At 39.8% G+C, this 26,109-nt stretch carries 19 protein-coding genes; 16 read left to right on the top strand and 3 right to left on the bottom strand.

Annotated features, from left to right (window positions below):
• The first annotated feature begins 8 nt into the window (after nt 1-8).
• The 5 genes from traM to GFH32_RS17025 all read left to right on the top strand — a co-directional run bounded on the left by traM (nt 9) and on the right by GFH32_RS17025 (nt 6,158).
• Nucleotides 9-1,217, top strand: a complete 1,209-nt coding sequence (traM, locus tag GFH32_RS17045; protein ID WP_153512744.1) for a conjugative transposon protein TraM — start codon at nt 9-11, stop codon at nt 1,215-1,217.
• A complete protein-coding gene (gene traN / locus GFH32_RS17040; RefSeq protein ID WP_153512743.1) occupies nt 1,192-2,064 on the top strand; it encodes a conjugative transposon protein TraN in 873 nt (290 codons plus the stop codon). Before traM ends, traN begins: the two co-directional genes overlap by 26 nt.
• 10 nt (nt 2,065-2,074) lie before the next feature.
• Nucleotides 2,075-2,872, top strand: a complete 798-nt coding sequence (locus GFH32_RS17035) for a hypothetical protein (RefSeq protein ID WP_153512742.1) — start codon at nt 2,075-2,077, stop codon at nt 2,870-2,872.
• Nucleotides 2,820-3,164, top strand: coding sequence for a hypothetical protein (locus GFH32_RS17030; protein WP_194285650.1), 345 nt, complete (start codon nt 2,820-2,822; stop codon nt 3,162-3,164). Before GFH32_RS17035 ends, GFH32_RS17030 begins: the two co-directional genes overlap by 53 nt.
• A gap of 399 nt (nt 3,165-3,563) precedes the next feature.
• A complete protein-coding gene (locus GFH32_RS17025) occupies nt 3,564-6,158 on the top strand; it encodes a TonB-dependent receptor (RefSeq protein ID WP_153512740.1) in 2,595 nt (864 codons plus the stop codon).
• 177 nt (nt 6,159-6,335) lie between these two features.
• Here the strand turns inward: GFH32_RS17025 and GFH32_RS17020 are convergent, their stop codons facing one another.
• Together GFH32_RS17020 and GFH32_RS17015 are read right to left on the bottom strand one after the other, a co-directional pair.
• The gene (locus GFH32_RS17020; protein ID WP_153512739.1) at nt 6,336-7,919 is read right to left on the bottom strand and encodes a hypothetical protein; all 1,584 of its coding nucleotides are present in this window, start codon (nt 7,917-7,919) and stop codon (nt 6,336-6,338) included.
• Between the two features lie 31 nt (nt 7,920-7,950).
• Nucleotides 7,951-8,154: a hypothetical protein gene (locus GFH32_RS17015; protein ID WP_153512738.1), complete on the bottom strand. Its 204-nt coding sequence runs from the start codon at nt 8,152-8,154 to the stop codon at nt 7,951-7,953.
• Nucleotides 8,155-8,417: 263 nt separating this feature from the next.
• On the opposite strand from GFH32_RS17015, the gene GFH32_RS17010 reads away from it, so the two are divergent.
• The 6 genes from GFH32_RS17010 (at nt 8,418) to GFH32_RS16985 (ending at nt 17,258) form a co-directional block, all read left to right on the top strand.
• Nucleotides 8,418-8,993, top strand: coding sequence for an RNA polymerase sigma factor (locus GFH32_RS17010; RefSeq protein ID WP_153512737.1), 576 nt, complete (start codon nt 8,418-8,420; stop codon nt 8,991-8,993).
• 37 nt (nt 8,994-9,030) lie between these two features.
• Nucleotides 9,031-10,143 (top strand): FecR family protein, encoded by a 1,113-nt coding sequence (locus GFH32_RS17005; protein WP_153512736.1) that lies wholly within the window; start codon nt 9,031-9,033, stop codon nt 10,141-10,143.
• A 121-nt stretch (nt 10,144-10,264) separates the two neighbouring features.
• Nucleotides 10,265-13,519: a SusC/RagA family TonB-linked outer membrane protein gene (locus tag GFH32_RS17000; RefSeq protein WP_160366840.1), complete on the top strand. Its 3,255-nt coding sequence runs from the start codon at nt 10,265-10,267 to the stop codon at nt 13,517-13,519.
• Nucleotides 13,520-14,980, top strand: coding sequence for a RagB/SusD family nutrient uptake outer membrane protein (locus GFH32_RS16995; RefSeq protein ID WP_153512734.1), 1,461 nt, complete (start codon nt 13,520-13,522; stop codon nt 14,978-14,980). It begins immediately after the preceding gene.
• Nucleotides 14,981-14,983: 3 nt separating this feature from the next.
• Nucleotides 14,984-15,748 (top strand): DUF4843 domain-containing protein, encoded by a 765-nt coding sequence (locus GFH32_RS16990; RefSeq protein WP_153512733.1) that lies wholly within the window; start codon nt 14,984-14,986, stop codon nt 15,746-15,748.
• A gap of 10 nt (nt 15,749-15,758) precedes the next feature.
• Entirely contained in the window at nt 15,759-17,258 is a 1,500-nt protein-coding gene (locus tag GFH32_RS16985) for a PKD-like family lipoprotein (protein WP_153512732.1), read from the top strand.
• Nucleotides 17,259-17,392: 134 nt separating this feature from the next.
• On the opposite strand, the gene GFH32_RS16980 is transcribed toward GFH32_RS16985, so the two are convergent.
• Nucleotides 17,393-17,857, bottom strand: a complete 465-nt coding sequence (locus GFH32_RS16980; RefSeq protein ID WP_153512731.1) for a hypothetical protein — start codon at nt 17,855-17,857, stop codon at nt 17,393-17,395.
• A gap of 164 nt (nt 17,858-18,021) precedes the next feature.
• On the opposite strand from GFH32_RS16980, the gene GFH32_RS16975 reads away from it, so the two are divergent.
• From GFH32_RS16975 to GFH32_RS16955, 5 genes are all read left to right on the top strand, one after another.
• Nucleotides 18,022-19,986, top strand: a complete 1,965-nt coding sequence (locus tag GFH32_RS16975; protein WP_153512730.1) for a tetratricopeptide repeat-containing sensor histidine kinase — start codon at nt 18,022-18,024, stop codon at nt 19,984-19,986.
• A complete protein-coding gene (locus tag GFH32_RS16970) occupies nt 19,976-20,605 on the top strand; it encodes a response regulator (protein WP_153512729.1) in 630 nt (209 codons plus the stop codon). The genes GFH32_RS16975 and GFH32_RS16970 overlap by 11 nt, the downstream gene beginning before the upstream one ends.
• A 110-nt stretch (nt 20,606-20,715) precedes the next feature.
• Entirely contained in the window at nt 20,716-21,303 is a 588-nt protein-coding gene (locus tag GFH32_RS16965; RefSeq protein ID WP_153512728.1) for an RNA polymerase sigma factor, read from the top strand.
• A 56-nt stretch (nt 21,304-21,359) separates the two neighbouring features.
• Nucleotides 21,360-22,475, top strand: coding sequence for a FecR family protein (locus GFH32_RS16960; RefSeq protein WP_153512727.1), 1,116 nt, complete (start codon nt 21,360-21,362; stop codon nt 22,473-22,475).
• Between the two features lie 193 nt (nt 22,476-22,668).
• Entirely contained in the window at nt 22,669-26,100 is a 3,432-nt protein-coding gene (locus tag GFH32_RS16955) for a SusC/RagA family TonB-linked outer membrane protein (protein ID WP_194285649.1), read from the top strand.
• The last annotated feature ends 9 nt before the right edge of the window (nt 26,101-26,109 follow it).

Genomic DNA, 26,109 nt, shown 5'->3' with positions numbered 1-26,109 from the left:
AATGCACTATGGAAGAAAACAAAAAAAACGGAGCGCTGCAAGGGCATCATCATCGCAAGCTGCTCTTGCTTCTGCCCTTGGTTTTGATCCCATTATTGATGCTGGTCTTTTTAATCTTAGGAGGCGGAAAGCCGCTGCATTCGGCTGAAGCAAGTCAGGGGATCGGTGGGCTGCTCCAGCTGCCTGCCTCCAACTTAAATCGCCAGGATAAGATGACGAAATGGGAACATTACCAAAAGAATGCGGAAACTGAAAAGCAAGCGGATGTGGGCTGGAGCGATCGACTCGGAGCTATGGAGGCGATCGTGGCAGATTCTACTAGTCCACTAAGTTATGAGCGAGAGCTTTACGATAAGTTAGCTGAACTCGATCGCGATTTGCAGACTGTTCATGATCCAGATGTAAACAGGCCTTCGACGGAGGACATGCATAAAGTCGCTATTGATGAGGATCAGGGTTATTCAATTGCTTCCAAGATGCTCGATTCACTAGCTCAAGAAAATCCGCAGAACGCTCAACAAGATCCAGAATTGGATCAGCTTAACCGAATGCTTGATAAGATCATCCAGATTCAACAGCCAGCATCGCACGCGGATACCGAGGGCTTGAAGCTGCCCAGCGCAGTCAACAGCGTAGCGACTGAAGGAAGTCAGGTTCCTGCTTCTTTCTTAGAAAACAATCGCGCCGATAGTCTGAATTCGCTGGGGTTCTTCTCGGTAATCAACTTGGACAGGCAAGGACGCGTTAATACGATAAAAGTTGTGATACACGAGAAACAGGCGATAACAACTGGCTCCACGGTGAAAATGAGATTGCTCGAAGATCTAACCTTGCCAGGACTGCGAATAGCTAAAGGTAGTTACTTGTATGGTACTGCCCAGATTAATGCCGAGCGGATACAAATCCGTGTAGATCAGTTAAGAACCGCGGCGGGGATTGTACCTGTGAAGTTAATCGCACACGATATGGATGGCCTCATGGGGATCTATATCCCAGACCTTATCGAACAGCAGGTGATCGTTCGTTCGGCTGAGCAATCCGTCCAGTCGCTAAGCCTAGGGGAGTCGATGTCGAAGACTTTAGCCCTTGACGCCGCTAATGCCGGTCTCCAGGCAGCAAAGTCGCTCTTCGCTAAAAAAGCAAGAAGAATTCAGGTTGTCCTTCAAGCCGACTATCAATTAATGCTAAAATATGAAAATGATGAAGCCAAATTTTAAAAATTTACGCCTGATAACCGTTAAAATTCTGTCCATATTCGGGTTAGCAATTTCGGTCAGCATTGCACAGCAAAAGATGCCTACGCAGTTATTTATGCATACCGATACGATTTATCTAAATGAACAGCAGACCACCAGCCTAGCTTTCGAGCAGCCCATCGCGCAGGTGGATCGTGGAAGCGCAGATTTGCTCGCGCAGCGATCCGATTTTGCTCAGGACCTATTGCAATTGAAAGCTGCAAAGGCGGATTTTTTAACGACCAATCTGAGCGTACTCTGTCAAAACGGCGTGCTGCACTGCATCACAGTCGCCTATTGTGCCCATCCAAAATCAGTCGGGTATCCCATCGCCGCACATCCCCCGCGGCGCAGGGAGCAGCCGGAGGCGTACGGGCAAAGTTCCTACGCGGATTTCACCGCCAATGCACAGCAAGCCTCACAGTGCATCGATCCTTCGCTTAGTTTAACGCGGCAATCCCAACAAATCGAAATTGTTTTGCGCGGTCTGTTTATTCGAGGCGAACATATGTACTTTCATTTTTCCATTCGCAATAGGAGCTATATTCCCTATGATGTGGAGCGCTTGTCGCTGAGTCTGCGTGATAGTAAACGAGCAAAACGCACAGCATTTCAAGAAATCGAGCTCTCTCCGTCCTATGTTTCAGGTTCCTTAGGCCGTGTAGCAAGTCGCTCATCAACATCCTTGGTGCTCGTCTATCCGAAAATGACACTCGCCAAGGGGAAACACATACAAGTGCGGCTAGGGGAACAGGGTGGAAGCCGCCATATACAGTTCCGCATCAAAAATAAACATCTTCAACAAGCTATTCCATTAATCCAATACTAAAAAAATCGCTATGAATCAGAAGAACTATGAATATCTGCAGGAGCAATTATTGTACAGTGGATTCGGTGAATCCATGGATGCCGCGTTAAAAAAAGCAATAAAAACAGGAGAGTCTAAATTTGTACTCCAGTTTCAGCGCCAAGACGAGCGAGAGTATGTACGTGCCGAATTGCATTATTCGAAATCGCAGCAAAGCGATATGTATTTTTTTAATGGTTATAAGCTCGAGCTTGAGAATCGGCAAAGCGAGCAGCAGGTTTCGCAATATTTTCGGGTGAATGGCCGCGATCGCTATACCCTAAAAGAAGCGTATAACCTGCTGCATGGCCGAGCGGTACATAAAGAATTGACGAACAAGCAAGCTCAGCGTTATAGCGCTTGGGTGCAGCTGGACTTCAAGACCGTTGATCTAGCAGGTAACCGTAAGTTTAATCAATACCACGAAAACTACGGCTTTGATTTAAAAGCAGCGTTAGAAAAGCTTCCCATTGCTGAGTTGCAGTATGACGAGAGCAAATCGCTTTTAATCAATTCACTCGAGCGCGGAAATCGCCATGAAGTGACTTTTCTTCTGCACGACCAAGAACGCACAGTATCCATCCAGGCGAATCCTAAATTCAAATCTTTAGCCCTATATGATGGTGATCAGCGCTTGGAATTTGTTAGCAACCCAGTTCCTGCGAAAACGTCAGAAAAACAGCAGGAGTTGGAAAAGACGAATGATATGGAAACCAAAGCAAACAAGCATGAAAAAGATGTGTCACTCGAAAAACCAAAGAAAAGTGTTCGATCCAAAGGCATCCGCTAAATTAGAACATTCCGCAATTGTTGCACGCGTACTGCATGAGTTTTTTCTCTGTATCCGGCGAGACCATCGGGTGGGCAAATCTCATCTTGCAGTCTACTTGGCTCTGCTTGAACGCTGGGCATGGGGAGCATATGCGCACCCGCTAAGGATTTTCGCCCGTCAGGGGGCGGCCTCTGCGCGCGTTTCCATCTCGGCGTATTATCAATGTATAGCGGACTTGAACGAATTGGGATACCTAAGTTACATTCCCTCCTTCCGTAATGATCAAGCGAGTCAAATATACTTTTTCTAGAGGCCCCGATTTCCCCATCTATTTAAAAGGTTGATTGTTTAAGGCAATCCGCCTTTTTGGCATTTTGGAATAATTGGTCCGCTAAACAGCAGATTCGTAGTTTCAAATTCATCGCAGCATCTACTAATTGTCGTGGAACAATCGTCTTATCAGTTCCGTGAAATCTCTTTGATAGCCGCCAGAAATCTTAAAGGAAATGCAGCTCAAATTCATTAAGCAGCCACAATAGCGCGCTGAATGGGATGGAATTATTAGTTTTTTCTAAATAGTATATTAATTCTATATAGTTAGTATACATTATGATTTTAATTTTTATATTTGCACGATCAAGGGTTTGCTCATTCAGGGGAGTTTGTTCTCGAATTTGGAAACGCCCTATTTTATCAAACAATAAACGATATGAAATTTCAACCGACCTTTTCCTTCTTGCTAGCCCTATCCTTGCTCATAGGAGGTGCGTTCTCTGTTCATGGCCAGCAGAATGATCCAAAACCAATCATTAATGCCTCGCTAGCGGGAACGGTCATCGATTCCCAGACGAAAGAGCCAATCGCAGGCGTAACCGTTCAGTTGGCTGCCGTTACCCATCAGGTAAAGACGGATCGAGATGGTAAGTTTCAATTTGTTACCGGTCAAAAACTCCCACTAACGATTATAGTTTCTTACCTTGGATATGAGTCCCAAAAGAAAGTCATTGATAACTCGCCAGTAACCATAGAATTAAAGCCATCGAGTAATAACTTGGAACAGATCTTGGTGACCTCAAGGCGTCGAACCGAGCAGATCCAAGATATTCCAATTCCGATTTCCATCGTAAGAGCAAGTACAATTGAAGATGCCGGTGCCTTTAACGTAAACCGTATTAAAGAAGTGGTTCCTACAGTTCAGCTATATTCTTCAAACGCTCGAAACACCACATTAAATATACGCGGATTAGGATCTACCTATGGTTTGACTAACGACGGGATTGATCCTGGAGTAGGATTTTATTTAGACGGTGTATATCTGGCACGCCCCGCTGCAACAGCGTTGGATTTTATCGATATCCAGCAGATCGAAGTATTGCGTGGCCCCCAAGGAACTTTGTTTGGCAAAAATACTACGGCAGGAGCTTTCAACATTACATCTCGTCTTCCATCCTTTCTGCCGGGAGCGAATTTTGAATTGAGCTATGGGAATTATGGCTATATACAAGCAAAGGCATCGTTAACCGGACCAATCGTTAAAGATAAATTAGCGGCGAGAATCTCTCTTTCTGGTACTCAACGAGACGGTTTGTTATATAACGTAAATACAGATAGCAAGATTAATGATATCAATAACCTTGGCGTACGAGGGCAGTTATTGTTCACGCCGAATGAAGACTTAAAGATAACCCTAACAGGGGACCTCACTAAACAAAAGCCGAACGGATATGGTTGGGCTCTCGCAGGTGTTGTTGAGAATCAGCGATCAGCATATCGACAATTTAATAGTATCATCAAAGATCTTGGCTATTCAATCCCGTATAAAAGCGCATTTGAGAGAAAAGTTGATTTAGATACTCGATCCAAAGCAGACAATGAATTGGGTGGTGCTTCTTTAAATATCGATTATAAGATTGGTAACGGAACTTTAACATCAACATCAGCTTGGCGTTACTGGAATTGGGTTCCCTTAAATGACCGGGATTATCTTGGGATTCCGGTATATACGATCTCCTCCGGAAACTCGCTGCACGATCAATGGTCACAAGAATTTAGGTATTCCGGGGACATAAGCGATAAATTAAGCGCTGTTGTAGGTGTTTTTGGTTTATGGCAAGATTTAAAAACCGATCCTGTTCATACCGAGGAAGCGGGCGAAGCGTTGTGGCGTTTTCAACAAAGTAAAGCCACCGATACGCAATGGGGCCCCGGTTTGATTGATAGGGTTGGAATTCGAACAAATTATGGAATAAAGAGCACGAGTTTGGCCGTGTTCGGTCAATTTGATTGGGCTATTACTGATAAAATCCACTTTCTTCCGGGCCTTAGGTATAATTATGATAAGAAAGTTGCCCATTATAATCGTGTAAAGTATATCGATAACGATATCGCTTATACGGATGCCCAATTAGCGGCGGTCAATAGTATATATGCTGATCAGCAGTTTGATGTAGATGCCCAGGCTGGGAATCTTTCGGGTCAATTATCATTACAGTATAAATTCAATAAAAATTATAATGCGTTTGCGACCTATTCAAAAAGTTATAAACCTATTGGAATCAATGTCGGTGGATTACCTGTAATCGACGGGAAAGTAGCTACAGAGTTGGCCGAGGTAAAGCCAGAGTCTGTAAATCATTATGAATTTGGAGTAAAGACAAGCCCAAGTCCTCGAACTTTCCTGAATCTAACGATTTATCAATCGAATATTAAAGATTATCAAATTCAAGTGCAAACGCCAGATCCTGGAGTGAATCGTGGATACCTCGCTAATGCGGAAAAAGTAAGCGTAAAAGGTTTAGAATTAGACGGTAGTTTCCGAGTAACTCAATTTCTAAGTGTCAATGCAGCTTTCGCTTATACGGATGGTAAATATGTTTCATTTGAAAATGCACCTGTACCGCTCGAAGAAGTGGGAGGGGCACAAGCATACAAAAACGTATCTGGCGGAGAATTGCCAGGTATATCAAAATATTCATGGACCATTGCTCCCGAAGTAAGCACAAAAGGGAATTTCCTGAGCCTTCAAGGAAATTATTTCTTGGGTCTCGATGCGTTCTATAGATCGAAATTCTCATCGAGTCCTTCTCCGTCAAAATACTTAAATATTGATGCCTATACACTGATTAATGCGCGTATTGGTTTCCGTGCAACAAACGGCTTATCTGTCATTGCATGGAGTAGAAATTTAGCAAACAAGGACTATTATGAACAGCTTCTAGCAGCGCCAGGTAACTATGGACATTATGCAGGCGTTGTGGGGGATCCTAGAACTTTTGGATTGACTTTAAGATATAGTTGGAGGTAATCTTACGTCCAATGCAAATTAAAAATCACGGTCTATAAATGTTCAGCCTTTTATAAACATGATAGTACCGTGATTCGTCACTAAATAAATAAAGAAGATGAAGGCTCCCTGGGAGGGATTGCCTTCAAATTCTTACACATCACACTATTAAAACAAAGAGGTTGTTTTAAAATTATCTTAATACTGACGAACACATTTGATGCTCATGCCGTATATTTTTGAATAATGAGCGATCTCGTTACCCGCGCCAGTTCCACCGCGTTCGTCGATTTCCAATACATAGCCGTTTGCAGTACTGTATGCCTCACTCGACCAGTACATACCATCATTCGTATTGGATACCGAACAATTATTGTTAGTAATCCATCCCGCCTCATGGAAATAAACGCGTTCACCATTTTGAGCATCGAAGTATACAGCACCATTGTTGGGTACATTCGCAATAGCTACATTTAAGCCGGTAAAGTCTTGTCGCGTTGGTGTTCTCCAGGAATTTTTTGGAAATACTTCCCGACAAGGGTCACCAAATTCAGTAGTTTTATTGCCTGTAATGCTACGCGGTTTTAAGGAGTTCCAGTTCCAATAATAATTACATGGATGCGTTGTTCCTGTCATAAAGGGTTCAGAAATTTTATATGGATTTCCTGGGTCGGTTGGATCATAGTATAAAATTCCTTGTGCCCACTCCTTATCACCGATCACACCACCTTTGTATTTTAGATTAACCAAGGCTCTTTTTATAAGTTTAACATCGCTGTTAAAGCCCGTAATAAGTGCAAGTTGTGGTAACGTTGGGCGAATAAGGGTAATATTCATCCCTGTCTTGTTATAGACCACATTGGTAAAATTCACTGAAAAGGAAGGTAAAGCTGCTGCTGTATACAGGGCATTCGTTGATTTCTGAATTGCGTTTGAACCATCGGCAGCAAAAGTGATCGTTTCGTTTGTTGTAGTCGTATTTAAAATAGCAGTTCCTAAAGCACCACTTTTCACACCAAAGGATTTTGTAACTAAAGGTAGCGCAACAAAATTGGCTGTCAGCGTCACAAAGTTGTTTGCATACATTTGCTGTGCATCAACTTTTACCTCAACTTTAGAAATTTGATGCTCAAATTCGATATCTACTTTTGAAGTATTACCAGGAGTTGTTGTGAAAGTCCCACTATCGTATAGCAATGGAGCATTCGTTCTTGTAGGGATTTGTGGATTGTTGGTGTCGCTAGGCAAAGGGATAGCTGCTGCATCATCGTAAGAGTAAGCGTACCATTTGTATGTGACGTTATTAAATAATTTTTCAATATGCCGGGTCGAAGAAACTGTAATTTCTGCAGAAGCTTTGTACACTTCATTGCCATTTTGCACTTCGTAGAAGAGGATGCGGAACTTTTTCCCTGTATCCATACTACGACGACCCATTGCAGCTTTCAGTGCAGATTTATTTCCAGCGTTTGAAACCGTTGCGTTAGTACTCTGTAAACGACTCGCCGAGGCGTTGCTCTCTGCCGATAATTCCCAGCTGAATCCATCGAAATCGGTCTGCCCGTCAGCGTGCTCAGTACTACTCAATCCATTGCGAATTAAACTAGCTTTAGCAGCCGCAGGAGCGTTGTTGTCTTGTAATAATGCGTCCTTAATTCCATGAACGATAATCTCAACACCTTCGGCCTGTGCAATAGCTGGAGAAGATTCCTGCTTGTTGCAGCTCACCGTAAGCGTACCGGTAGTAAATAATATAAATAGAAAGTATATATGTTTTTTCATTGGTAATATCTATTTCAAATTGAAGTAAAAGTTAAAATTCCATATCATAAGTACGCTCGTCTAAACCCTGATCAATGATTTCGGGTTGTGATGAGTCCTGTGGTCCGCCCACACTAACATTATTTGATCCGGCAGCAATGCTATGCTCTAGTACGATGATCTCCATGCTGACTCTAGGAGACTTGTATTTTCGTTTCGCTGATACTTGATCTTGTGTTATTTTTAATTCTTCCATAATTTTTTTATATTTTTATCAAACCGATTAGCCAGCCCAATCAACAACTAACACGATCGTATTATTGAATTGTCCCGAGTGTTACACGTTATAACAGGATATGGTATCGAATCTGTGGAATTTTGTAGCAAAATGTTGACATAACGCCCGTCAGGCGGCATTATAATACCTTTACGAGTTTTTCAAATTGTTCAGTCTTGATAATTGTTGACTATAGGTTTTATCATTTTTATAGATATATTTGGGCACTACCTTGAAAAAATATGGCAGATTTACTTGAGAATCTTACCGATGAAGAATTGTTTCTTTTGGTGAAGGAAAGTAACAGACACGCCTTCACTGTACTTTACGATCGGTACAAAAAACCGATGATAAGTTACACCGTGAAAAAGGTAGGTTCTGCCCCTGCAGTAGATATTGTACACGATGTATTCGCTAAGATTTGGTCGCATAGGGATAGGATCGGTCAGAAAGAAAAGTTATCCTGGTATTTATTTCATGTGCTGAGAAATAGAATCATCGATTTTATTGGAAAGACGAAACACAATTCAGTGTATTTAGATACACTTGATGTGGATGATATGGATCGTTTCGATAATTCGACGGACCACAAAGTGCGTGTAGAACTCTTTTTGAATGAAATTGAATCGGAATTAGCCAGGTTTAATCCCAATGCCATGACGATCATTAAGCGTCACTTACAGGGCTATAAAAATCAAGAAATTGCAGAAGAACTGAACTTAACGGAAAAGACCATTCGAAACGAGAAATCAAAGATCTTAAAATTTTTAAAATCGCGCTATACTGGATATCTATTAATTTCGCTATTGATTAGTTAATGTCCTTTGTTAATAGAAAGGCGAGAATTCACCGGACATGGAAAATAAAAAAGAACTCTTACGGAAATATGCGGAAGGAAAAACAACTGCCCAGGAGAGCTTACTGATAGAACAATGGTTTAATCAACTCAACTCCGGAGAGAAGTTAACAATTGAAAAATTAGATGAGTTAGCACTTGAGTTGGATCATAAAATAAAGGGCACAAATTCTAAACCGAAGGTCTGGGGCTGGGTTGCCGCTGCTTCTGTTCTTATTTTTTGCTCTTTATTAGCGAATTACTTCTTCTTTAATTTTGAGGCACAACGTGCAGTATACACGGAGATTGCGCAAATTAAAGGGCCACAAGCTAATGGCGTTGAGATATTATTCGATAATGGGGAGAAGCTAAGTTTAGCAAAATTGAAAGCTGGCGACACCTGGACTGGCCAAGGGCATAAATTTCAAAAATTAGCGACAGGGGAGTATAAACATAGTACTGCAGAAAATTCGCAAGCCGTTTTAAAATTTACCATCCAAGCGCTAAAAGGAGGGATGGCGATTTTCGAGCTTTCGGATGGATCAAAAGTATGGATCAATGAAAATACAGAATTGGAAGTTCCCTCCGACTTTGAATCCATGAGAAGGGTTCGATTGGATGGAGAAGCTTATTTCCGTATTATCGCTAAAAACAACGAGGCTGGGCCAGCAACTTTCCGTGTACTTGGTAAAGAGAAAGATATTGAAGTACTCGGGACAGAATTCAACGCTAAATTTGGAAAGCTTAGTCAGATTTACCTAGAAAAAGGAAAAATTGCATTAACCAAACATGCAGATGATACTTCATTAATCTCCGAACCAATTGTGATGTCTCCAAACGAGTTTTTCAATGGAAGTCAAGTGGTCGTTATGGATAATCCAACGAGTATACTTGCTTGGAAAGATGACCGATTTAATCTAACGCAATATAATTTAGGAGAGTTTACCAGCATATTAAGTGAATGGTATGAGGTAGAAATTCAAATAGAGCCTGAGCTAGCTAATCGCCAGTTGTATGGAATGCTCAGTCGAAGACTGTCATTAAAAGAAGTGCTAGATGCCATTAACAAAGTAATACCAATTTCATATGCATTAAAACAGAATAAGATCTATATAACAGACCAATCTAAATAACTGTAAAAAGAAAATGATAAGGGGGAATATCATCAGCTTGAAATACAGGGTTCGCAAGGCAATGAGCTGTAAAGCAGTTTATTGCGTTGTGGTGTTTTGCCTCTTTCTATCTATGCCCTGCGTGGCGCAACGTATATCATTAGATGTCAAAAATAAGTCACTCGTTGATATTTTTGATCGTATCCAACAGCAAGTGAAAATAGACATGCTTGGGGATTTGAATCTATTGAGGAACGCGAACAAATTTGATTTTCGAGTTCATAATATGGAGCTTTCCAATGTTTTACTCAGGCTTTCAGATAAGAGTGAGATAGACATGTTCGTTGACGGAAAAATAGTTATTATTCGAAAATTGACTGCAGAGAGAAAGCGAGAAATAAGCGATCGCGTGAAAGCATCTGTTAAGAAGTCAAAGTTATCAGGTCAGATTTTTAACCATTTAGGAGAACCGCTCTCGGGTGTATCCATTAGGAATATATCCGAAAACAGAAATGTTGCTGCTTCAGATCAATATGGACGTTTTGAAATAGAGTATGTTGATGATCCAGAGCTGAGTTTTTCCATGCTTGGCTATCAAAGTAGCCATCTAAAAATCAATGGTCAGAAATCACTTCGTATAGAACTTCAACAACTTAGCTTCGCTTTAGATTCTCTCGATATCAATACAGGCTATTCACAGCGCAAGATGAGTAGTTTCACCGGCGCAGCCTCCATAATTTCGCAAAATGAGCTTCGTAATTTCAACTCCAATAATACACTAAAGATTATTGAAGCTATCGAGCCGGCATTCAAGATACAGGATGATATATTCAATGGAGGAAACCCCAATCAAATCCCTCAAATCACTGTTCGAGGAATCAATAACGTGGGTAATTATGTAGTAAATTCTCCATTAATTATACTCGATGGGTTTGAAGTGACTTTAGAGCGACTATACGACTTAGACATCAATCGTATCGAAAGAATCGTGCTTTTGAAAGACGTAAGTTCCATGGTCCTTTATGGATCGCGTGGTGGAAATGGCGTTTTACTCGTAGAAACAAAGAAACCAAAGCCGGGGGATATAAAAATTTCCTTAGATTATCGTCTGTCTTTAACAGGCGCAGATCTCTCAGACTATAATTTGATGAACGCGAGTGAGAAGTTGGAATTTGAGAGTTTCGCCGGTAAATATCGACACAAAGCTGCTCTGGGAGAAAGTCTAAACCAACAAAATATTAATCAGACGAAACTAGATAACTTATATAGCCAACGATTGGCCAACGTACTAGAAGGTGTCGATACTTACTGGCTAAAGCAGCCTTTACAGCAAGAGATATCAAACTCGGCGAGTTTACGTCTAGAAGGGGGGAATCAAAAATTTGTCTATGGTATATCTGGAAACATGAGTCGCTTAAATGCTGTCATGAAAGGATCTAGGCGTGATCGGTCTGGCGCCCAGCTGAATTTGGTATATAGACCATTTACTGGTTTGGAAATTTGGTCGTCAAGTAACTATGAATATCGAACTGGTTATGAGTCACCATTCGGAAATTTTCAAGATTATGCGCTCATGAATCCCTATCAACGACTGCTGGATAATCGCGGATCACTAATTGCAAGCTACCCCGATGAAACCCTTAGCGCATTAAAATACAACCCGTTAAGTAATGCTTTGCTGCCCTACAAAGACGAAATAAAAAGACAGCTGTATTCCCAAAGTGTTTTTATTTCCTACAAGATAAATGAGAATTTTTCCCTGAAGTCAAATATAAACTACGAGCGTTTATGGGATGGGGCAGAGAAATTTATCTCGCCTTTAAATACTCAGTACGTGGATAAAGATAATTCGAATAAAGGGTTATATCGGTATTCAACCTCTAATGGGAATTATATTACTGCAAATGTCAATCTAGGCTATAATCGTCGTATCGCAGCGCATTCCTTTCAGGTAAATCTCGTTTCAGAAGCACGGTCTGCGGATGCATTGGAGCGTGGAAGAAATATGATCGGCTTAAGTCATGATCAAGAGCTACCGAGTGATATGCAGTCTATTACTGCGATGAGTAGTACTCCATTTAGTATGGCCAACAAAAATAGACTTGTTAGTGGTATAGTTACTGGTGCTTATTCATTTCAGAACGCCTATTTTATGGATTTTTCTTATCGCATGGATGGGTCTTCGAAATTCGGCCAAAACAATCCTTATGGCCAATTTTGGAGTTTAGGAACCGCTTATAATTTGAAGAGTAAGCTGCTTTCAAATATGGAATGGATAACCGATATGCTTCTTTTTGTGAATACTGGGGTCGCAGGTACCGATGCATTTTTGAACAATATGACAACCTCTAGTTATCTAAATGCAGAACAACGGCAATATCTATTGGAAATTGGGTATCTCTACAATAATCAGGGGAATCCAAATTTGAAATGGCCGAAGATTAGCTCCACAAGTTTGGGAACAAGAACCAGTTTGCTACAGGACAGGTTACGCCTGTCGTTCTTTCTATATTCGAAAAACACCAATCGGATGGTATCATTGATTACCACGGCTCCGTCTATAGGGATTCCGGGAAACGGCTACTATGAAAATATCGGAAAAGTAAAAAATGCAGGTTTTGAGTCGGAAATGTACCTTAGGTTTTATGAAAGTCAAGATAAAACAATCTCCACAGAATTCTCATTAACTGCAGTCAGAAATCGAGGGAAGTTACTGCAGCTTTCCGAGGAGCTAAAGAATATGAACGTCACTAATATGACCTTGGACCGCTTTGGCAATTACAATCAAACAGAATTGTACCAAGTCGGAGAGTCACTTTTGAATCTAAAAGGCGTTCAGTCACTTGGCATTGATCCAGCAACAGGTAAAGAATATTTCCTTTCTAAAACGAATCGTATAACCGATCAATGGCGTACAGATGATATCGTTGTCATCGGAAATAAAGAGGCGATAGTCTTTGGAACAATGCACTTGAGTATGAACTATAAAGCCTTGTCCTTACAAGCCTATCTATACTATTCTTTGGGAGGTCAAGTTTACAACTATACCAGTGCAACTAGGGTGGAAAATCAAGATCCCTGGTTGAATACCGATCTGCGCGCTTTACAAAGTCGATGGATAGCACCTGGCGATGTGACAAAATTTAAAAACATCGGTGATGCTGACCCAAGCTATCTAAGTAGCCGGTTTGTTGAAAAGGAAAGTTATATAAGACTGAGTTCTATCCTGTTCAATTATGATGTGCCGCTGCGCTTAATCGAAAGATATCGTTTAAAAGGACTTCGTTTACAAATGGCGGCAAATGATTTATTGCTGAGCAGTACGGTGAACATGGAGCGTGGTTTAAATTATCCAATGAGTCGATCGTTCAATTTTGGTCTTTTAACACAATTCTAGATGAGAAAATTTAAAACATTGAAATTTGCTCTTCGAGGGCTTTTCTGCACAACGGTTTTCCTAATCCTGAGCTGTAGTAAATGGATTGATGTGAATGCTCCAGAGCAGCTAACGCTTGATGAATCCTTGAAAAGTAAACAAGGATTTGTTAAGATTCTTACTGGAATATACGCAACAATGGGCGATGCGAGTTTGTATGGGAGAGAATTGGAGTTTGGGATGTTGGATGTTTTGGCCGGATACTGGGAAGTGCCCAACAACCATATATACCATAGCGACTACAATTTTTCTTATGATAATGATCAAACCAAAAAGAGAATATTTCAAATATGGTCGGATCTATATATGCTCATTCGCCAATGTAATACCTTATTGGAGCATGTGGACAGCATCAAATCAGACCCGGACTATGAACTTTTGAAAGGAGAAATCCTTGCTTTAAGAGCTTTTTTTCACTTTGAGCTTTTTAGACTTTTTGGACCAGTAATGTCTCAACAAGGGGTTGATAAAAAGACACTACCCTACTATACCGATACGAAGATTCAAAAGACGGAACCCGTTTTGAATAGCACATATCTGTCGTTGGTAGAGCAAGACCTGCTGCAAGCTATTGCATTAATGAAAGACGATCCTATTTTGACAAGCGCCGTGCTTGAAGAAGAATTAGAACAATCAGGCCCTTACAATTTTATCACAGATCGAAGAAAACAACATTTAAACATCTATGCTGCCCAAGCATTGCTTTGTCGTAAGTACAGTTGGCAGGGCAACCATGTAAAAGCTGCGGAAGTTGCGAGCGCACTCCTAGTTTCTTTGAAAGACGAAAAAACAGCGCGATTCCTAAATATATGGGACCAATATGGAAACCCTCCAGACAAAGATATACGTTTTAATATGGAGAGTTTGTGGGGCTTGCAGATTAGGCGGATGAACGAAATGACCAGTGGCTACTTGTATGACGTTAGCAACCCTCGGATGAAGTTAAAAACAGCTTATGAAACCTTGTTAAGAGGGCTCTTTGCTGGAGGGTCTGGAAACACGAATGATATCAGATATCTATGGTGGACGCCTTACGAAACTTTCTACAAGCTATTTGACTTATCATTGGCTGATTCTAATGTTGCGCCTGATCAGTATCAAATTGCACAATTAATCAGCCTTCCTGAGCTATATTTTATTTTATGCGAAGCATTTTTACAAACGGATCCAAAACTCGCCTTGGATTACTTGAACCTCGTTAGACAAAGTCGTACTATTGATCCTATAGATTGGTCGATTAATATGCCGACTTCTGTCCTGCAAGAATTGCTTTTAGATGAAATTCGAAGAGAATATATCGGAGAAGGCGTTTTGTTTTTACACTATAAAAAATGGTTTCATCCGATATATCGTGCGCAGGGAACCATGTCGCCTAGTATAGAGAAATTTGTTTGGCCAATCCCTGCAGAGGAGAATTTATAGATTATGATTAGAATTATTTGTTCGGTATCGCTGCTACTCATTTTCTTGTCTTGTAAAAAGCAGCAGCTGCTACCATTAGAGGAACGTCTAACTTTTGTTCACTTTAATGTTCCCCAAGTCAATGCAGGGAGTATTAGTAAACGCTTGGATTCATTGGATTTTTCTTTTGCACATGAAGCGGCAGCAATGAAAACAAAGATTATTGCTATTCCCCTGTCTTTAGTTGGGCAAAAGCAATCCTTTAATAGAGCGATCCATGTGACCGTAGATGAGTTTGAAACGAATATTGATCTAGATTTAGTTGAAATTCAAAAACCTATGATAGGCGCGGATCGATTCACGGATACACTTTTTGTTAAGATAGCCAGAGAGCCATCAATGAAGCAGAAAATCTACAACTTAACATTAAGGATTTCTAATAACGAGTTTTTTAGCGAGGGACAGATGGAAAAGTCCAAGATCAAGATTCTGATATCCGATCAACTTCTAAAACCGTACTGGTGGCAAAATTGGGGTCAGTTTTTTGGAGATTATTATCCGGAGGTTTATCAGCAATGGATAAAAATTTATAAAATTGGACTAGACAAATCAGTACCTATGAATATTGGTGATCAGCCAAATTTCGCTTGGAACAATATGCCAGCTTTTCCAATCCAAATTCAATATCCGATTACCTTTTTTTACTTAAGCGAGTTGAAGGAATATTTCGAAAAAAATGTTATTTATCCAAATAACGACTCCTCTAAATCGCGTATAAAGCTTCCGTAATCATACTATTATGAAACAAAAGGCATTCTGCATATTATCGTCGCTTTTTATCTTGTTGCTCATCATCTGTTCCTGTGCAAAGGACCACGGAAACTATCAGTATCAAGAGATCAACAGATTAGAGATTCAAAATGACAAGGGAGGAAATTTTGAAGGTTCTCGTATCATTGTGGATAAAAATGAGAACATCAATATTGCACCCAAAATTGCTGGAACACTACAGCAAGTGAACGACAAAGATTTAAACTTTTGGTGGATTTTAGAGCAGGATACTATATCAACGGATAAGCAGTTACGTATTAATTCAGGGTCGCTATTGCCAGGAAAATATGTTGGAAAATTTATTGTATTGGACAAGCAGACGGGACTCACCTACAGCTTTACATTTGAAGTGCTAGTCTTAGCAAGTGTCGGTACAGGAAGCTACGTGTTGACAGAAAATGAACTAAACCAAACTAAGTTGTTCATGTTTTCAAGGGATTCTAGTAAAGCGCCCGTTTCAATTAGCGGCTTCGATAAAGGTTCTTTTGGAACAAAACCTGTTAACTTGGAAGTATCGTATAACGTACAAACAGATAGCAGCTTTGATTATAAGAGGCTATTAATTGTGACTGAACAAGGCGAATATCCGATGATAGCCTTAGACTTTAATACCCTGGGAACCTCATTTGTAATTCCGAGCAGTGGAACGATTCCTAATGATAAACTCCTAAAACCGACTTATTATCAAAGTGACCATTTTAGTAGTCTAAACGTAGATAAATTTGATGGAATCGTTTTAATTGGCGGCAAATGCTATAATTTTAAAGATGGCTTATTCAGCGGTGACAGCTATTGGCAAGATCCATTGGACTATAATTTTGGAGAGAAAGACGTTATCTATACTGGATCATCGCAGTTGAAAGGATACTTTATAAGTGGTTATGATAGCAAAAATGGACTTATTCGAGTCTTCGATAACGGTTTGACTGGAGGCGGTCTTTATTGGAATAATAGTGATGATAAGCAATATTTTCCATACCTAACCGAAGGAAAAACCAGTATGGCTATCGCGACCATTGATGATCATCAGCCCACCTGGTTCTACTTATTGAAAGAGGGTAATCTCGTTGGTCTATTGGAAACTACTTCTCGAGGACTCTCTCCTGAGCGGCTTGAAGTTATTTACTTCAATGAATCGGAGATCTTGGCAAACGGTAAGGGATTTATTTTGAAAGATGATTATTGGTATTTCGCACTCGAACGTACAATCTATAGATTTCCCAAAAGAGAGTTGATATTTCAACCTTATCTTACCTTGCCGGAAGATGAAACCGGGGATATTGTATCGTTTAAATTCGCTGTAAATAATAAATCTGAAGGAAATAAAATTGGGATTGCCACGTACAAAGATAACGCAGTGCAACAAAAAAAAGGGTCATTTTATTTGTATGATTTTGATTCGAAAAGTTTAGAAAGAAAAAGCTTATTTGAGATGGATCGGGCTGTTGATATGAGAATATGTTATTAGGAAAAAGCTGCAATAAAAAGATCAATTTTTTAAGCAATCTTTTTTTTTATTGCAGCAAATCTTGCGTTTTCGATTAAAAAAGAGTGTCGAAATTAAAGATTCGACGCTATGCATCGATACGATCCAAATTGGATTTACTGTTTTGTGCCTTCGAATTCAAAATCGATATCCGAACTAGCTTGTTGATCTGTCGTTACCACTATCGTTTTATTAGAGCCGTAGAAAGAAAACATTCCTTCCATGCTACCGGTAAGAGAAACAATGTCTTGCGTGTTGGTGCCGAAAAATGCACCTGTTTCAACGGTGAATGTCTTCGATGTAACTGCTGAGTACTCTTGACCAGTTTTTGCAGAAATCTTCAGTTTATTCGAACCTTCCTTGCTAACGATTACAATTGCATCATACCAAGTTTTTCTTTGTTCATTTGGATGAACACGTGCATACAGCTTGCCTTTATAGGTTCCAACGGCTGCCTCAATGTTGCCATTTGGAAGTTCTTCTGGATTATTGTCGTCCTTACCGCAACTTGTTGTAAGTGTTCCAAAGCTTATTAAGGATAAACAACCTATAAGCGCAATTTTCATTTTCATCTTAGTCATAACAACATTTTTAGTTCGTCAAAAACACAAATCTCCACATAAACTAAGCCCCAAACAATCGTTGAATACCCTGAACTTTATCTAATGGTTTTCCGTTATTTTTTGAATCGTTGGGGTTTGCATGCCTTTTTATGTCGATATTTGCCAATTATCCTAAACCCTCAATGTTGAAATATTACTACCTATTTGCCTTCTTTCTTTGTACTAGCCAAACACTAGTTGGACAGCATCTCGTTCCATTGGATGAAAATAAATATGTTGAATCATTACATACCCATATCAAAACAAGTCAAGTTGATTCTGCTAAGTCTCGGTCATTTCTTCGTCTAGCCGAATTCTGGTCCGTATCTGATAGTACAAAGGCTGCAACCGCTGTAGAAGAGGGGAGGCATTCAAGTCGAAGATTTAGTTTGCCTGATGGCGAAATCGACTATTATTTGGGACTAATAGAATTATATCATGGGGAAAAATCTAAAGCAAAGAGTCTATTCGATCAAGCGATTAACCTACTAGAAGGATCTAGCCCCAATTCAGAAGTTCGAATGAAGGCTATTTACCAGAAGGCCTATTTAGATATTGACGATAAGGGGTATCAAGAAATGGTCAAAGCGTTGACGGAATATTGTATTCCAATTAGTGAGAAAACTAAAAACTTGGAAGCGCTTGCCTACTATTATACCCAATTGGGATTGACTTTTATGTCGGTTGGTCAATTCGATAAAGCACAACAATACCATGATAAGGCTTTAGTAGAGCTAGAAAAACTGCCGGAAAAGAGTACAGTTCATCTAATAACCTATCTAAATCTGGTTAGTAATTATTGCTATAAACCGGATAGTAAGTCTGCGCAAAACGCATTAGAAAATGCGGCTCAACTCATAAATCCTTATCCCACATCGCAACATTATCCTAACTTCTACTATCAGCAAGCAATGCTTCATACAACAAGACAGGATTATCCAAAGGCAATTGGGAGTTTGGAGAAAGGTATTGAAATGGCAAGAGCTAAAGGTCAACAGAAGATACTCCAAATGCTATATTTCAGGATGTATAACGTTTTTTTGATGCAAAAGGATTATCCAAAAGCTCGGTGGCAATTGGAACAAATTCTCAATGATAATATACTAGTTAAAGAGCCGATCAATCGAAAAACGACCTTTACTCAGCTGGCTTTAGTAAATCAAGCGATGGGCGATTATAAACAAGCCTTCCAATGGCTCACTAAATCTAGCAATCTCAGTGATAGCTTGCAACAGCAAAAACTCATTGAGAAAATGAACGAGCTTGAAGTGCTACTTCAAACGGCTCAAAAAGAAAAAACAATTGATGAGTTGAAAGCCGAAAAGCAGGAACATCAGCTGCAAGTAAATAATCGAAATTTAAGAATCTCTTTACTTGCGATTGCATTAGGGTTAAGTATTGCTATAGGGCTGTTGATTTTTACAACCTATAGAAAGCAGAAGAAAATTAACCAACAAACCCAAGAAGTACATCATCAAGAAAGAATACGATTAGAGAAGGAGCGTCGATTAGATGCGGCAGAAGCAATAATAAAAGGAGAGGAACAAGAAAGGCAGCGCATCGCACAAGATCTTCACGATAGCATGGGTGGGATGTTAGCTAATATACGGATGTCGATTTCCGCCTCAGCGCATACGCCAACAAAAGAGATCGTAGAAAAGATCGATAAATCAATTGTTGAAATGCGTCGGATATCTAGGAATTTGATGCCAGAAACCCTAAAGAATTTAGGCTTAGATGTCGCCTTGGAAGAACTTGCTGAATCAATGAGTAGACCGGACTTCAACATACAATTTGAATCGTATAATTTGAATGAGGGAATTCCATTCAAAATTCAGCTTGCATTTTACCGAATTGCACAAGAAGCCTTAAGCAATGTGATTAAATATGCGCAGGCCAGTATGGTCATCATACAAGTTAGCCAAGATGAGAATAGGCTTGATTTGACGATTGAAGACGATGGAGTGGGTTTTGACCTGTCGGAAGTAAGCTATGGTCAAGGAATTGCAAATATGGAGAATAGAGCAAAATTAATTAATGCAAAATTTGAACTGTCTTCTGAAAAAGGAGCAGGAACAACTATAAATGTAGAAGCATATGGATTTTAATAGATCTTCAATCGTTATCGTCGATGATCATCCTATGATATTAGAGGGATTGAAGGCGCTCCTTACACGACAGAATAGATTTCAAATTTTTTCTTTTACAAAAGGAATCGCGGCCTTAGATTTTATTGCTGAAAATCCTGTTGACGTCGTTCTGCTGGATATCGTACTGAACGATGGCAACGGTTTAGATTTTTGTAAGAAAATCAAGCAAAAAGCACCTCGTGCCATAGTTTTGGGGATTAGTAATCAGGCCGAGCGTGGTATTATCTTTAAATTTTTAGAAAACGGCGGGAATGGTTATATTTTAAAGAATGCCGATCCCCAAGAGATTATTTCATGTATAGAACTTGCCAAACAAGGGGAAGTTGCCTTGAGTCAGGAAGTAAAGAAAATTATGTTGAAACCGGCCACACCAGTCATCGAATTACCTAGGCTAACCAAACGAGAACATCAAATATTGGTAGCAATTGCGGACGGACGAACTTCCACACATATTGCCGATAAACTTTTTATTTCTGTGATGACAGTGGAGACTCATCGAAGGAATCTCATGCAGAAATTTAAAGCTAAAAATATGATAGAGCTCGTGAAAATTGCAGCAGAAAATAAGTTAATCTAGAATATGATTTTCTGTGCTTTTACAGCTCAATTCTATTTGATAACGAACGTTATATTGTTTGATTTTATCACATATATTCCTTTTATTAGCGAAAAATTTAGCTAAACTCCATGTCAATTCATTTCCTTAGCGATGAAAAGGAACTGCTGAAGCGTCTGCAAGCAGGAGATGAAGAATCATTTGAACAGATTTTCAGATATTATTATGCCCTATTGTATGTTCATGCCTACAAAAAGATAGGCGATAGAGAATTAGCGAAAGATATTGTGCAAGACCTTTTTGCAGCGATTTGGAAGAATAGGCAGGTCCTGAATATTGAAACAACCCTGTCTAATTATCTTTATACCAGTGTTCGCAATCGCGTTATCGACGTTTGGGCAAAAGAAAAAAATAGGAATAAATATCTTGCTAGTCTTACCCTCGAATCGACAGTATCTAATGGCAATATTGTGGAGCTATTGCAAGAAAAAATGCTCGCTGAGCAAATTGAAAATACACTTAAGCAATTACCTCCACGAGTAAGGCAAATATTCGAAATGAGCAGAAATCAATACCTAACCTATAGGGAGATCGCTCAAGAGTTACAGTTATCGGAACATACTGTTCGCGGATATATTAAAGAAGCCTTACGGGCACTTCGTTTTAAAGTAGGAGCATCCCTTTGGATGATATTTGTACTCTTCCTAAAATATTTTTAAAACACCCCCCCTCTCTCTTGCTTTCAACCGTCTGAACTTTTGTAATAGGCAATAGAATGACAGACGAACAAAGGACGAAGATAGACCGAATTCTTGATAAATATAAAAGCGGGACATGTAGCGCTGAGGAGTTAGCTTGGCTTAACGATTTTTACCTTCGAGTTGAGCAAAATAGCGACTTGCCGTCAGATTTAGACCTTGTTACGGATTTAATTGACCTTCAACGTAGAATAGGAACCAATAGTGCTAAGCAAAATAGCGGGAGATTAAGCTGGTGGAAACTAACAAGTATCGCTGCGGCAGCGGTATTGTGTATTTCCCTAGGGTTATTTTTTTGGTTCAAAAAAGATCCCAAAGCCATACAAAAAGAAAGTCTTCAAATCGCGAAGGAAATTTTGCCTGGTAAAAATAGAGCAATCTTGATCCTCGACGGCAGTGAAAATATTGCGATAAATGGTGAGCATGATAGCCTCATTAGTCTAAATGGTCAGTTACACTATGGAAATGGTCAGACGATTAACACGAAGGACCAAATTCGCCAAATCACCCTAAAGACGCCCAATGCTGGACAGTTTGAGGCTATTCTTCCAGATGGGACGAAAGCATGGCTAAATGCAGCGTCTAGCATCTCGTATCCTTCCGAGTTTTCTGAGGATAAACGAGAGGTTCAACTGACAGGGGAAGTCTTCTTAGCGGTTGCGAAAGATAGCCGAAAACCATTTGTAGTAGAGACATCTAAGCAGCAGATTCAAGTTTTAGGAACTTCGTTTAATGTGCAAGCCTATGAAAATCAAAAATACCAGTATACGACTCTTCAAGAAGGTAGTCTAAAAATTATTGGAAGTACCGGACAAGGTTCAAAAATATTAAAACCAGGTCAGCAGGCTGTCGTCTCCGATCAACATGTAATTAGCGTTCAAGAAGTTCCTTTAGAAACAATTAGCTCTTGGAAAGATGGCGTATATGTCGTTCAAGATTTAACCCTAGCCGAATTTGGAGTTCAACTAGCACGTTGGTATGATATCGAGGTCGATATGGGGAGACATAAGGATAAAAAGCTATCGGCAATGATTCCAAGAGATGTACCCTTAGCGACCGTGTTAGAAGCAATAACATTAAATACCCAAATCAATTTTAAAGTCAAGGAAAGGAGGGTAAGTACTGTAGATTAACCTAAAAAACCATTGATGGGTAAATAAGAACTGCTGAGGCGCTTGCAACACCTACAGCAGTATAGCCTGGTCAATAATGAGATTTTCAACCTATTTTTTTAACCCGACAATACAAGATAAGGAATATTGAGCGATGTGTTACAGCATTTCTTAATTTTCGTATTCCACCGTATTGTTCTATTATGAAAACTTAATGAACAATAAAAAACGACATGCTGTCCTCCGGGATAGACAACCTGTGAACGTATTTTTATTATACATGAAATTAACCTTTTTACTGTTCTTCGTTTCCATGTTTACTGTGATGGCCAATGGCTTTGGTCAAAAAGTAACTTTGCATCTTCAAAATGCAACAATGAAGAAAGCGCTCCTTGAATTAACCAAACAAAGTGGCGCAACATTTATTTATGCTGATCATCATATCGATGATATTAAAAACATTAATCTTTCGATTCGCGAGGTTGAATTAGAAAAAGCATTGACTTTACTTTTCGAAGAAACGCAGTTTACTTTTGAACGAAAAGGGAAATCAATCTCCCTTGCAATGAAGAGAAAAGCTCCTGCTGAAAAAACGAGCGTTGCTATTCAACGTTTATTCAAGGGTAAAGTGCTTGATGAGAATGGGGGAGTTATGCCTGGAGCAAGTATTTCGATCGCAAATACAGATCGAAAAACTAAAAGTAACCATGCTGGAGAATTCGAAATTTTAGCAGACATTGGGGATGTGCTCGAGATATCGTATCTAGGATATAAGCCATTAAAGTTCAAAGTGTCTCAAATAGCTGAGCAAGTAAAAACATTTCATCTCTCAGCATTAGAGGCCGCTGTGGAGGAAATTACAGTGACCGGACTTTTCAATCGGCCGACAGAGAATTTTACAGGAGCAGCGACAGCAGTTTCTGGGCAGCAGTTGAGAAATATCAATGCCTTGAATGTTTTTGACGCATTGAAGGTTCTCGATCCAGCGGTCAGAGTACCCGACAATTTAGAGTTCGGATCGGATCCGAATAGGTTGCCGAACATTACATTACGTGGTACCAATAATTTTCCGGGACAGGGAGATATATCCAGTTCGGACTTGTCGGGAGCGGATTTTATGGCGGCTTACCAATCCAATCCAAGTATGCCATTATTTATGTTAGACGGGTTTGAAGTCAGCTTAACAAAAATATATGACTTGGATATCAACAGGATTGAGAAGATAACAATACTTAAAGATGCTGTAGCAACTTCTGCATATGGTTCGCGTGCCGCAAACGGTGTTATTGTAGTCGAGACTAAACAACCTCAACCTGGGAAGCTTAACTTAAACTACAGTACAACCTTGCAGGTAACAGCCCCAGATTTAACATCGTATAACCTGTTAAATGCAAAGGACAAACTTGAGCTCGAGAGACAAGGAGGATTGTATTATTCCGCACGACCGGAAAACCAACTTATATTGGATCAACGTTATTCGGCAAGAAGAGCGGAAGTTGAACGCGGAGTAGACACCTACTGGTTGTCCCAACCATTGCAAACAGGGGTCGGAAATAAACAATCTTTATTCCTTGAAGGTGGCGACGATTATGTCCGCTACGGTGCAAATTTCGGATACTTTAACAACAAAGGGGTCATGAAGGGCTCGGATAGAAATTCTTTTGAAGGGGGCATGTCTTTGTCTTACAGAAAGAATAATATCTTAATTCGAAACCAACTGAATGTGAGTAGTAATAAGTCTAATAATTCGCCTTATGGAAGTTTCGGTGATTATTCGCGCTTAAATCCATATTGGAGTCCTTTCGATGAAAATGGACAGACTAAAAAAATACTCGAAACGATTACCAACCTGGGTATTAATAGTAGCAGTTATATCGTTAACCCGATGTATAATGCATTGATTGGAACTTCGAGCTACGGCAAATACAGTGGGATTAACAATAATACCTTTGTTGAATGGCGTGCTATGCCTTCTTTAAAAGTTACAGCGAAATTTGGCTTGTCGACTCAGAAGGATGAAAACAATAATTTCTTGCCAGCTGATCACACGGCATTCGCACAAATATCTGACTATAACTCAAACGAATATTTTACCCGAGGATCGTATACAAAAAGTAACTCTGAGTTCTTTACATATGATGGTAGTCTAGTCGCTGATTATAATAAAGTAATTGGACGTCACCAAATTTTCTCAACCTTAGGAATGTCTCTTGCAGAACAGCAAAGCAAATCCAATGGAATTGTAGTGAGAGGGTTTCCGAACAGTAGATTGGATGAAATTTTCTTCGGAAACGGCTATTTAGAGAACAGTCGCCCACAGGGTAGCAACAATATTTCAAGAAGATTTTCTTCATTTGGAAACTTCAATTACACATTTGACCGACGATTGCTTTTTGATCTAGCAGTCAATGTTGACGGATCGACACAGTTTGGCGAATTAAATAGATTCGCACCTTTCTGGGCAGTTGGCTTGGGATGGAATTTACACGAAGAGAAATTCTTCAAAGAACATGTTCCTTTCTTCAATCGTTTCAAAATTCGAGGTGGATTAGGAACAACGGGAAGTCAACAGTTTCCGCCATTTATGGCAATCACGACCTATACGTACAATACAAGTCAGGATTATTTAGGAATGTATGGAGCGCAGGTATTGGGCTATGGGAATCGTGATTTGAAATGGCAGGAAACAATGAAGTATAATGTCGGTACAGACATGATTTTCTGGAATGATCGAGTTAATCTACGTCTTGACGCATACTATGAAATGACAAATAATCTGCTGCTAGATATCAGTACTCCGCCATCTCTAGGTGTTTCCAGCTACAAAGAAAATATGGGGAAACTAGCCAATAAGGGGATTGAAGGAAATGTGAACTTCTTCATCTTTAAGCCAGCAGCGTCCCAGTTCTCTTGGTCAATCTACGTTAACGGAATTCATAATAGAAATGAGATCAAAGAAATCTCGAACTCTTTGAAGAAGATGAATCAAGATAATGACTCCGGCGCGCAGACTAAACCAAATGCAAGATATCAAGAAGGCCAATCGGTAAATGCGATATGGGCAGTGAAATCTGCAGGTATTGATCCTAGTACTGGACGAGAGGTATTCTATGATAAAGATGGCAATTTAACATACATCTGGAATGCAGAGGATAAGGTGATTGTTGGAGATGCGATAGCGAAATTAAGTGGAAGTTTGGGGACAAATGTTACTTACAAAGGATTCCAATTTGGCGCTTATTTCAGCTATCAAACAGGCGCTAAACAGTATAATCAAACACTTGCCGATTATGTTGAAAATGCCAATATCAATAACAATGTTGACGAAAGAGTGTTTCTGGACCGCTGGAAACAACCTGGAGACGTTACTCTATTTAAAGGTTTGACAGACTTAGAGGGCAATCCGATTACATCAGCAACACAGGCTACAAGTCGCTTTATGCAGAAGAACAACTTTCTCAATTTCACGAGTATTTCACTTGGATATATGTTGCCAGAAAAGGTAGCCTCAAAAATGAGATTGAAAAATACTAGATTCTCGCTACAAGGAAACAATATCTTGCAACTTTCAACCATTCAAGTTGAAAGAGGGTTATCCTATCCATTCGCAAGAAATTTTACATTTAGTTTAAGCACTTCATTCTAATAAGGATAA

Source organism: Sphingobacteruim zhuxiongii (assembly GCF_009557615.1).
Taxonomy (GTDB): Bacteria; Bacteroidota; Bacteroidia; order Sphingobacteriales; family Sphingobacteriaceae; genus Sphingobacterium; species Sphingobacterium zhuxiongii.
Note: the sequence above shows the minus strand (reverse complement) of the source record. Positions and strands in the feature narration are given on the sequence as shown.

What these genes read in the sequence shown, in the direction of transcription:
- GFH32_RS16955 (WP_194285649.1), top strand. Translation starts at nt 22,669, where the DNA reads ATGAACAATAAAAAACGACATGCTGTCCTCCGGGATAGACAACCTGTG.
- traM (WP_153512744.1), top strand. Translation starts at nt 9, where the DNA reads ATGGAAGAAAACAAAAAAAACGGAGCGCTGCAAGGGCATCATCATCGC.
- GFH32_RS16985 (WP_153512732.1), top strand. Translation starts at nt 15,759, where the DNA reads ATGAAACAAAAGGCATTCTGCATATTATCGTCGCTTTTTATCTTGTTG.
- GFH32_RS17030 (WP_194285650.1), top strand. Translation starts at nt 2,820, where the DNA reads ATGTGTCACTCGAAAAACCAAAGAAAAGTGTTCGATCCAAAGGCATCC.
- GFH32_RS17020 (WP_153512739.1), bottom strand. Translation starts at nt 7,919, where the DNA reads ATGAAAAAACATATATACTTTCTATTTATATTATTTACTACCGGTACG.
- GFH32_RS16975 (WP_153512730.1), top strand. Translation starts at nt 18,022, where the DNA reads ATGTTGAAATATTACTACCTATTTGCCTTCTTTCTTTGTACTAGCCAA.
- traN (WP_153512743.1), top strand. Translation starts at nt 1,192, where the DNA reads ATGAAAATGATGAAGCCAAATTTTAAAAATTTACGCCTGATAACCGTT.
- GFH32_RS16990 (WP_153512733.1), top strand. Translation starts at nt 14,984, where the DNA reads ATGATTAGAATTATTTGTTCGGTATCGCTGCTACTCATTTTCTTGTCT.
- GFH32_RS17010 (WP_153512737.1), top strand. Translation starts at nt 8,418, where the DNA reads ATGGCAGATTTACTTGAGAATCTTACCGATGAAGAATTGTTTCTTTTG.
- GFH32_RS16995 (WP_153512734.1), top strand. Translation starts at nt 13,520, where the DNA reads ATGAGAAAATTTAAAACATTGAAATTTGCTCTTCGAGGGCTTTTCTGC.
- GFH32_RS17005 (WP_153512736.1), top strand. Translation starts at nt 9,031, where the DNA reads ATGGAAAATAAAAAAGAACTCTTACGGAAATATGCGGAAGGAAAAACA.
- GFH32_RS16960 (WP_153512727.1), top strand. Translation starts at nt 21,360, where the DNA reads ATGACAGACGAACAAAGGACGAAGATAGACCGAATTCTTGATAAATAT.
- GFH32_RS17025 (WP_153512740.1), top strand. Translation starts at nt 3,564, where the DNA reads ATGAAATTTCAACCGACCTTTTCCTTCTTGCTAGCCCTATCCTTGCTC.
- GFH32_RS16970 (WP_153512729.1), top strand. Translation starts at nt 19,976, where the DNA reads ATGGATTTTAATAGATCTTCAATCGTTATCGTCGATGATCATCCTATG.
- GFH32_RS16980 (WP_153512731.1), bottom strand. Translation starts at nt 17,857, where the DNA reads ATGACTAAGATGAAAATGAAAATTGCGCTTATAGGTTGTTTATCCTTA.
- GFH32_RS17035 (WP_153512742.1), top strand. Translation starts at nt 2,075, where the DNA reads ATGAATCAGAAGAACTATGAATATCTGCAGGAGCAATTATTGTACAGT.
- GFH32_RS17015 (WP_153512738.1), bottom strand. Translation starts at nt 8,154, where the DNA reads ATGGAAGAATTAAAAATAACACAAGATCAAGTATCAGCGAAACGAAAA.
- GFH32_RS16965 (WP_153512728.1), top strand. Translation starts at nt 20,716, where the DNA reads ATGTCAATTCATTTCCTTAGCGATGAAAAGGAACTGCTGAAGCGTCTG.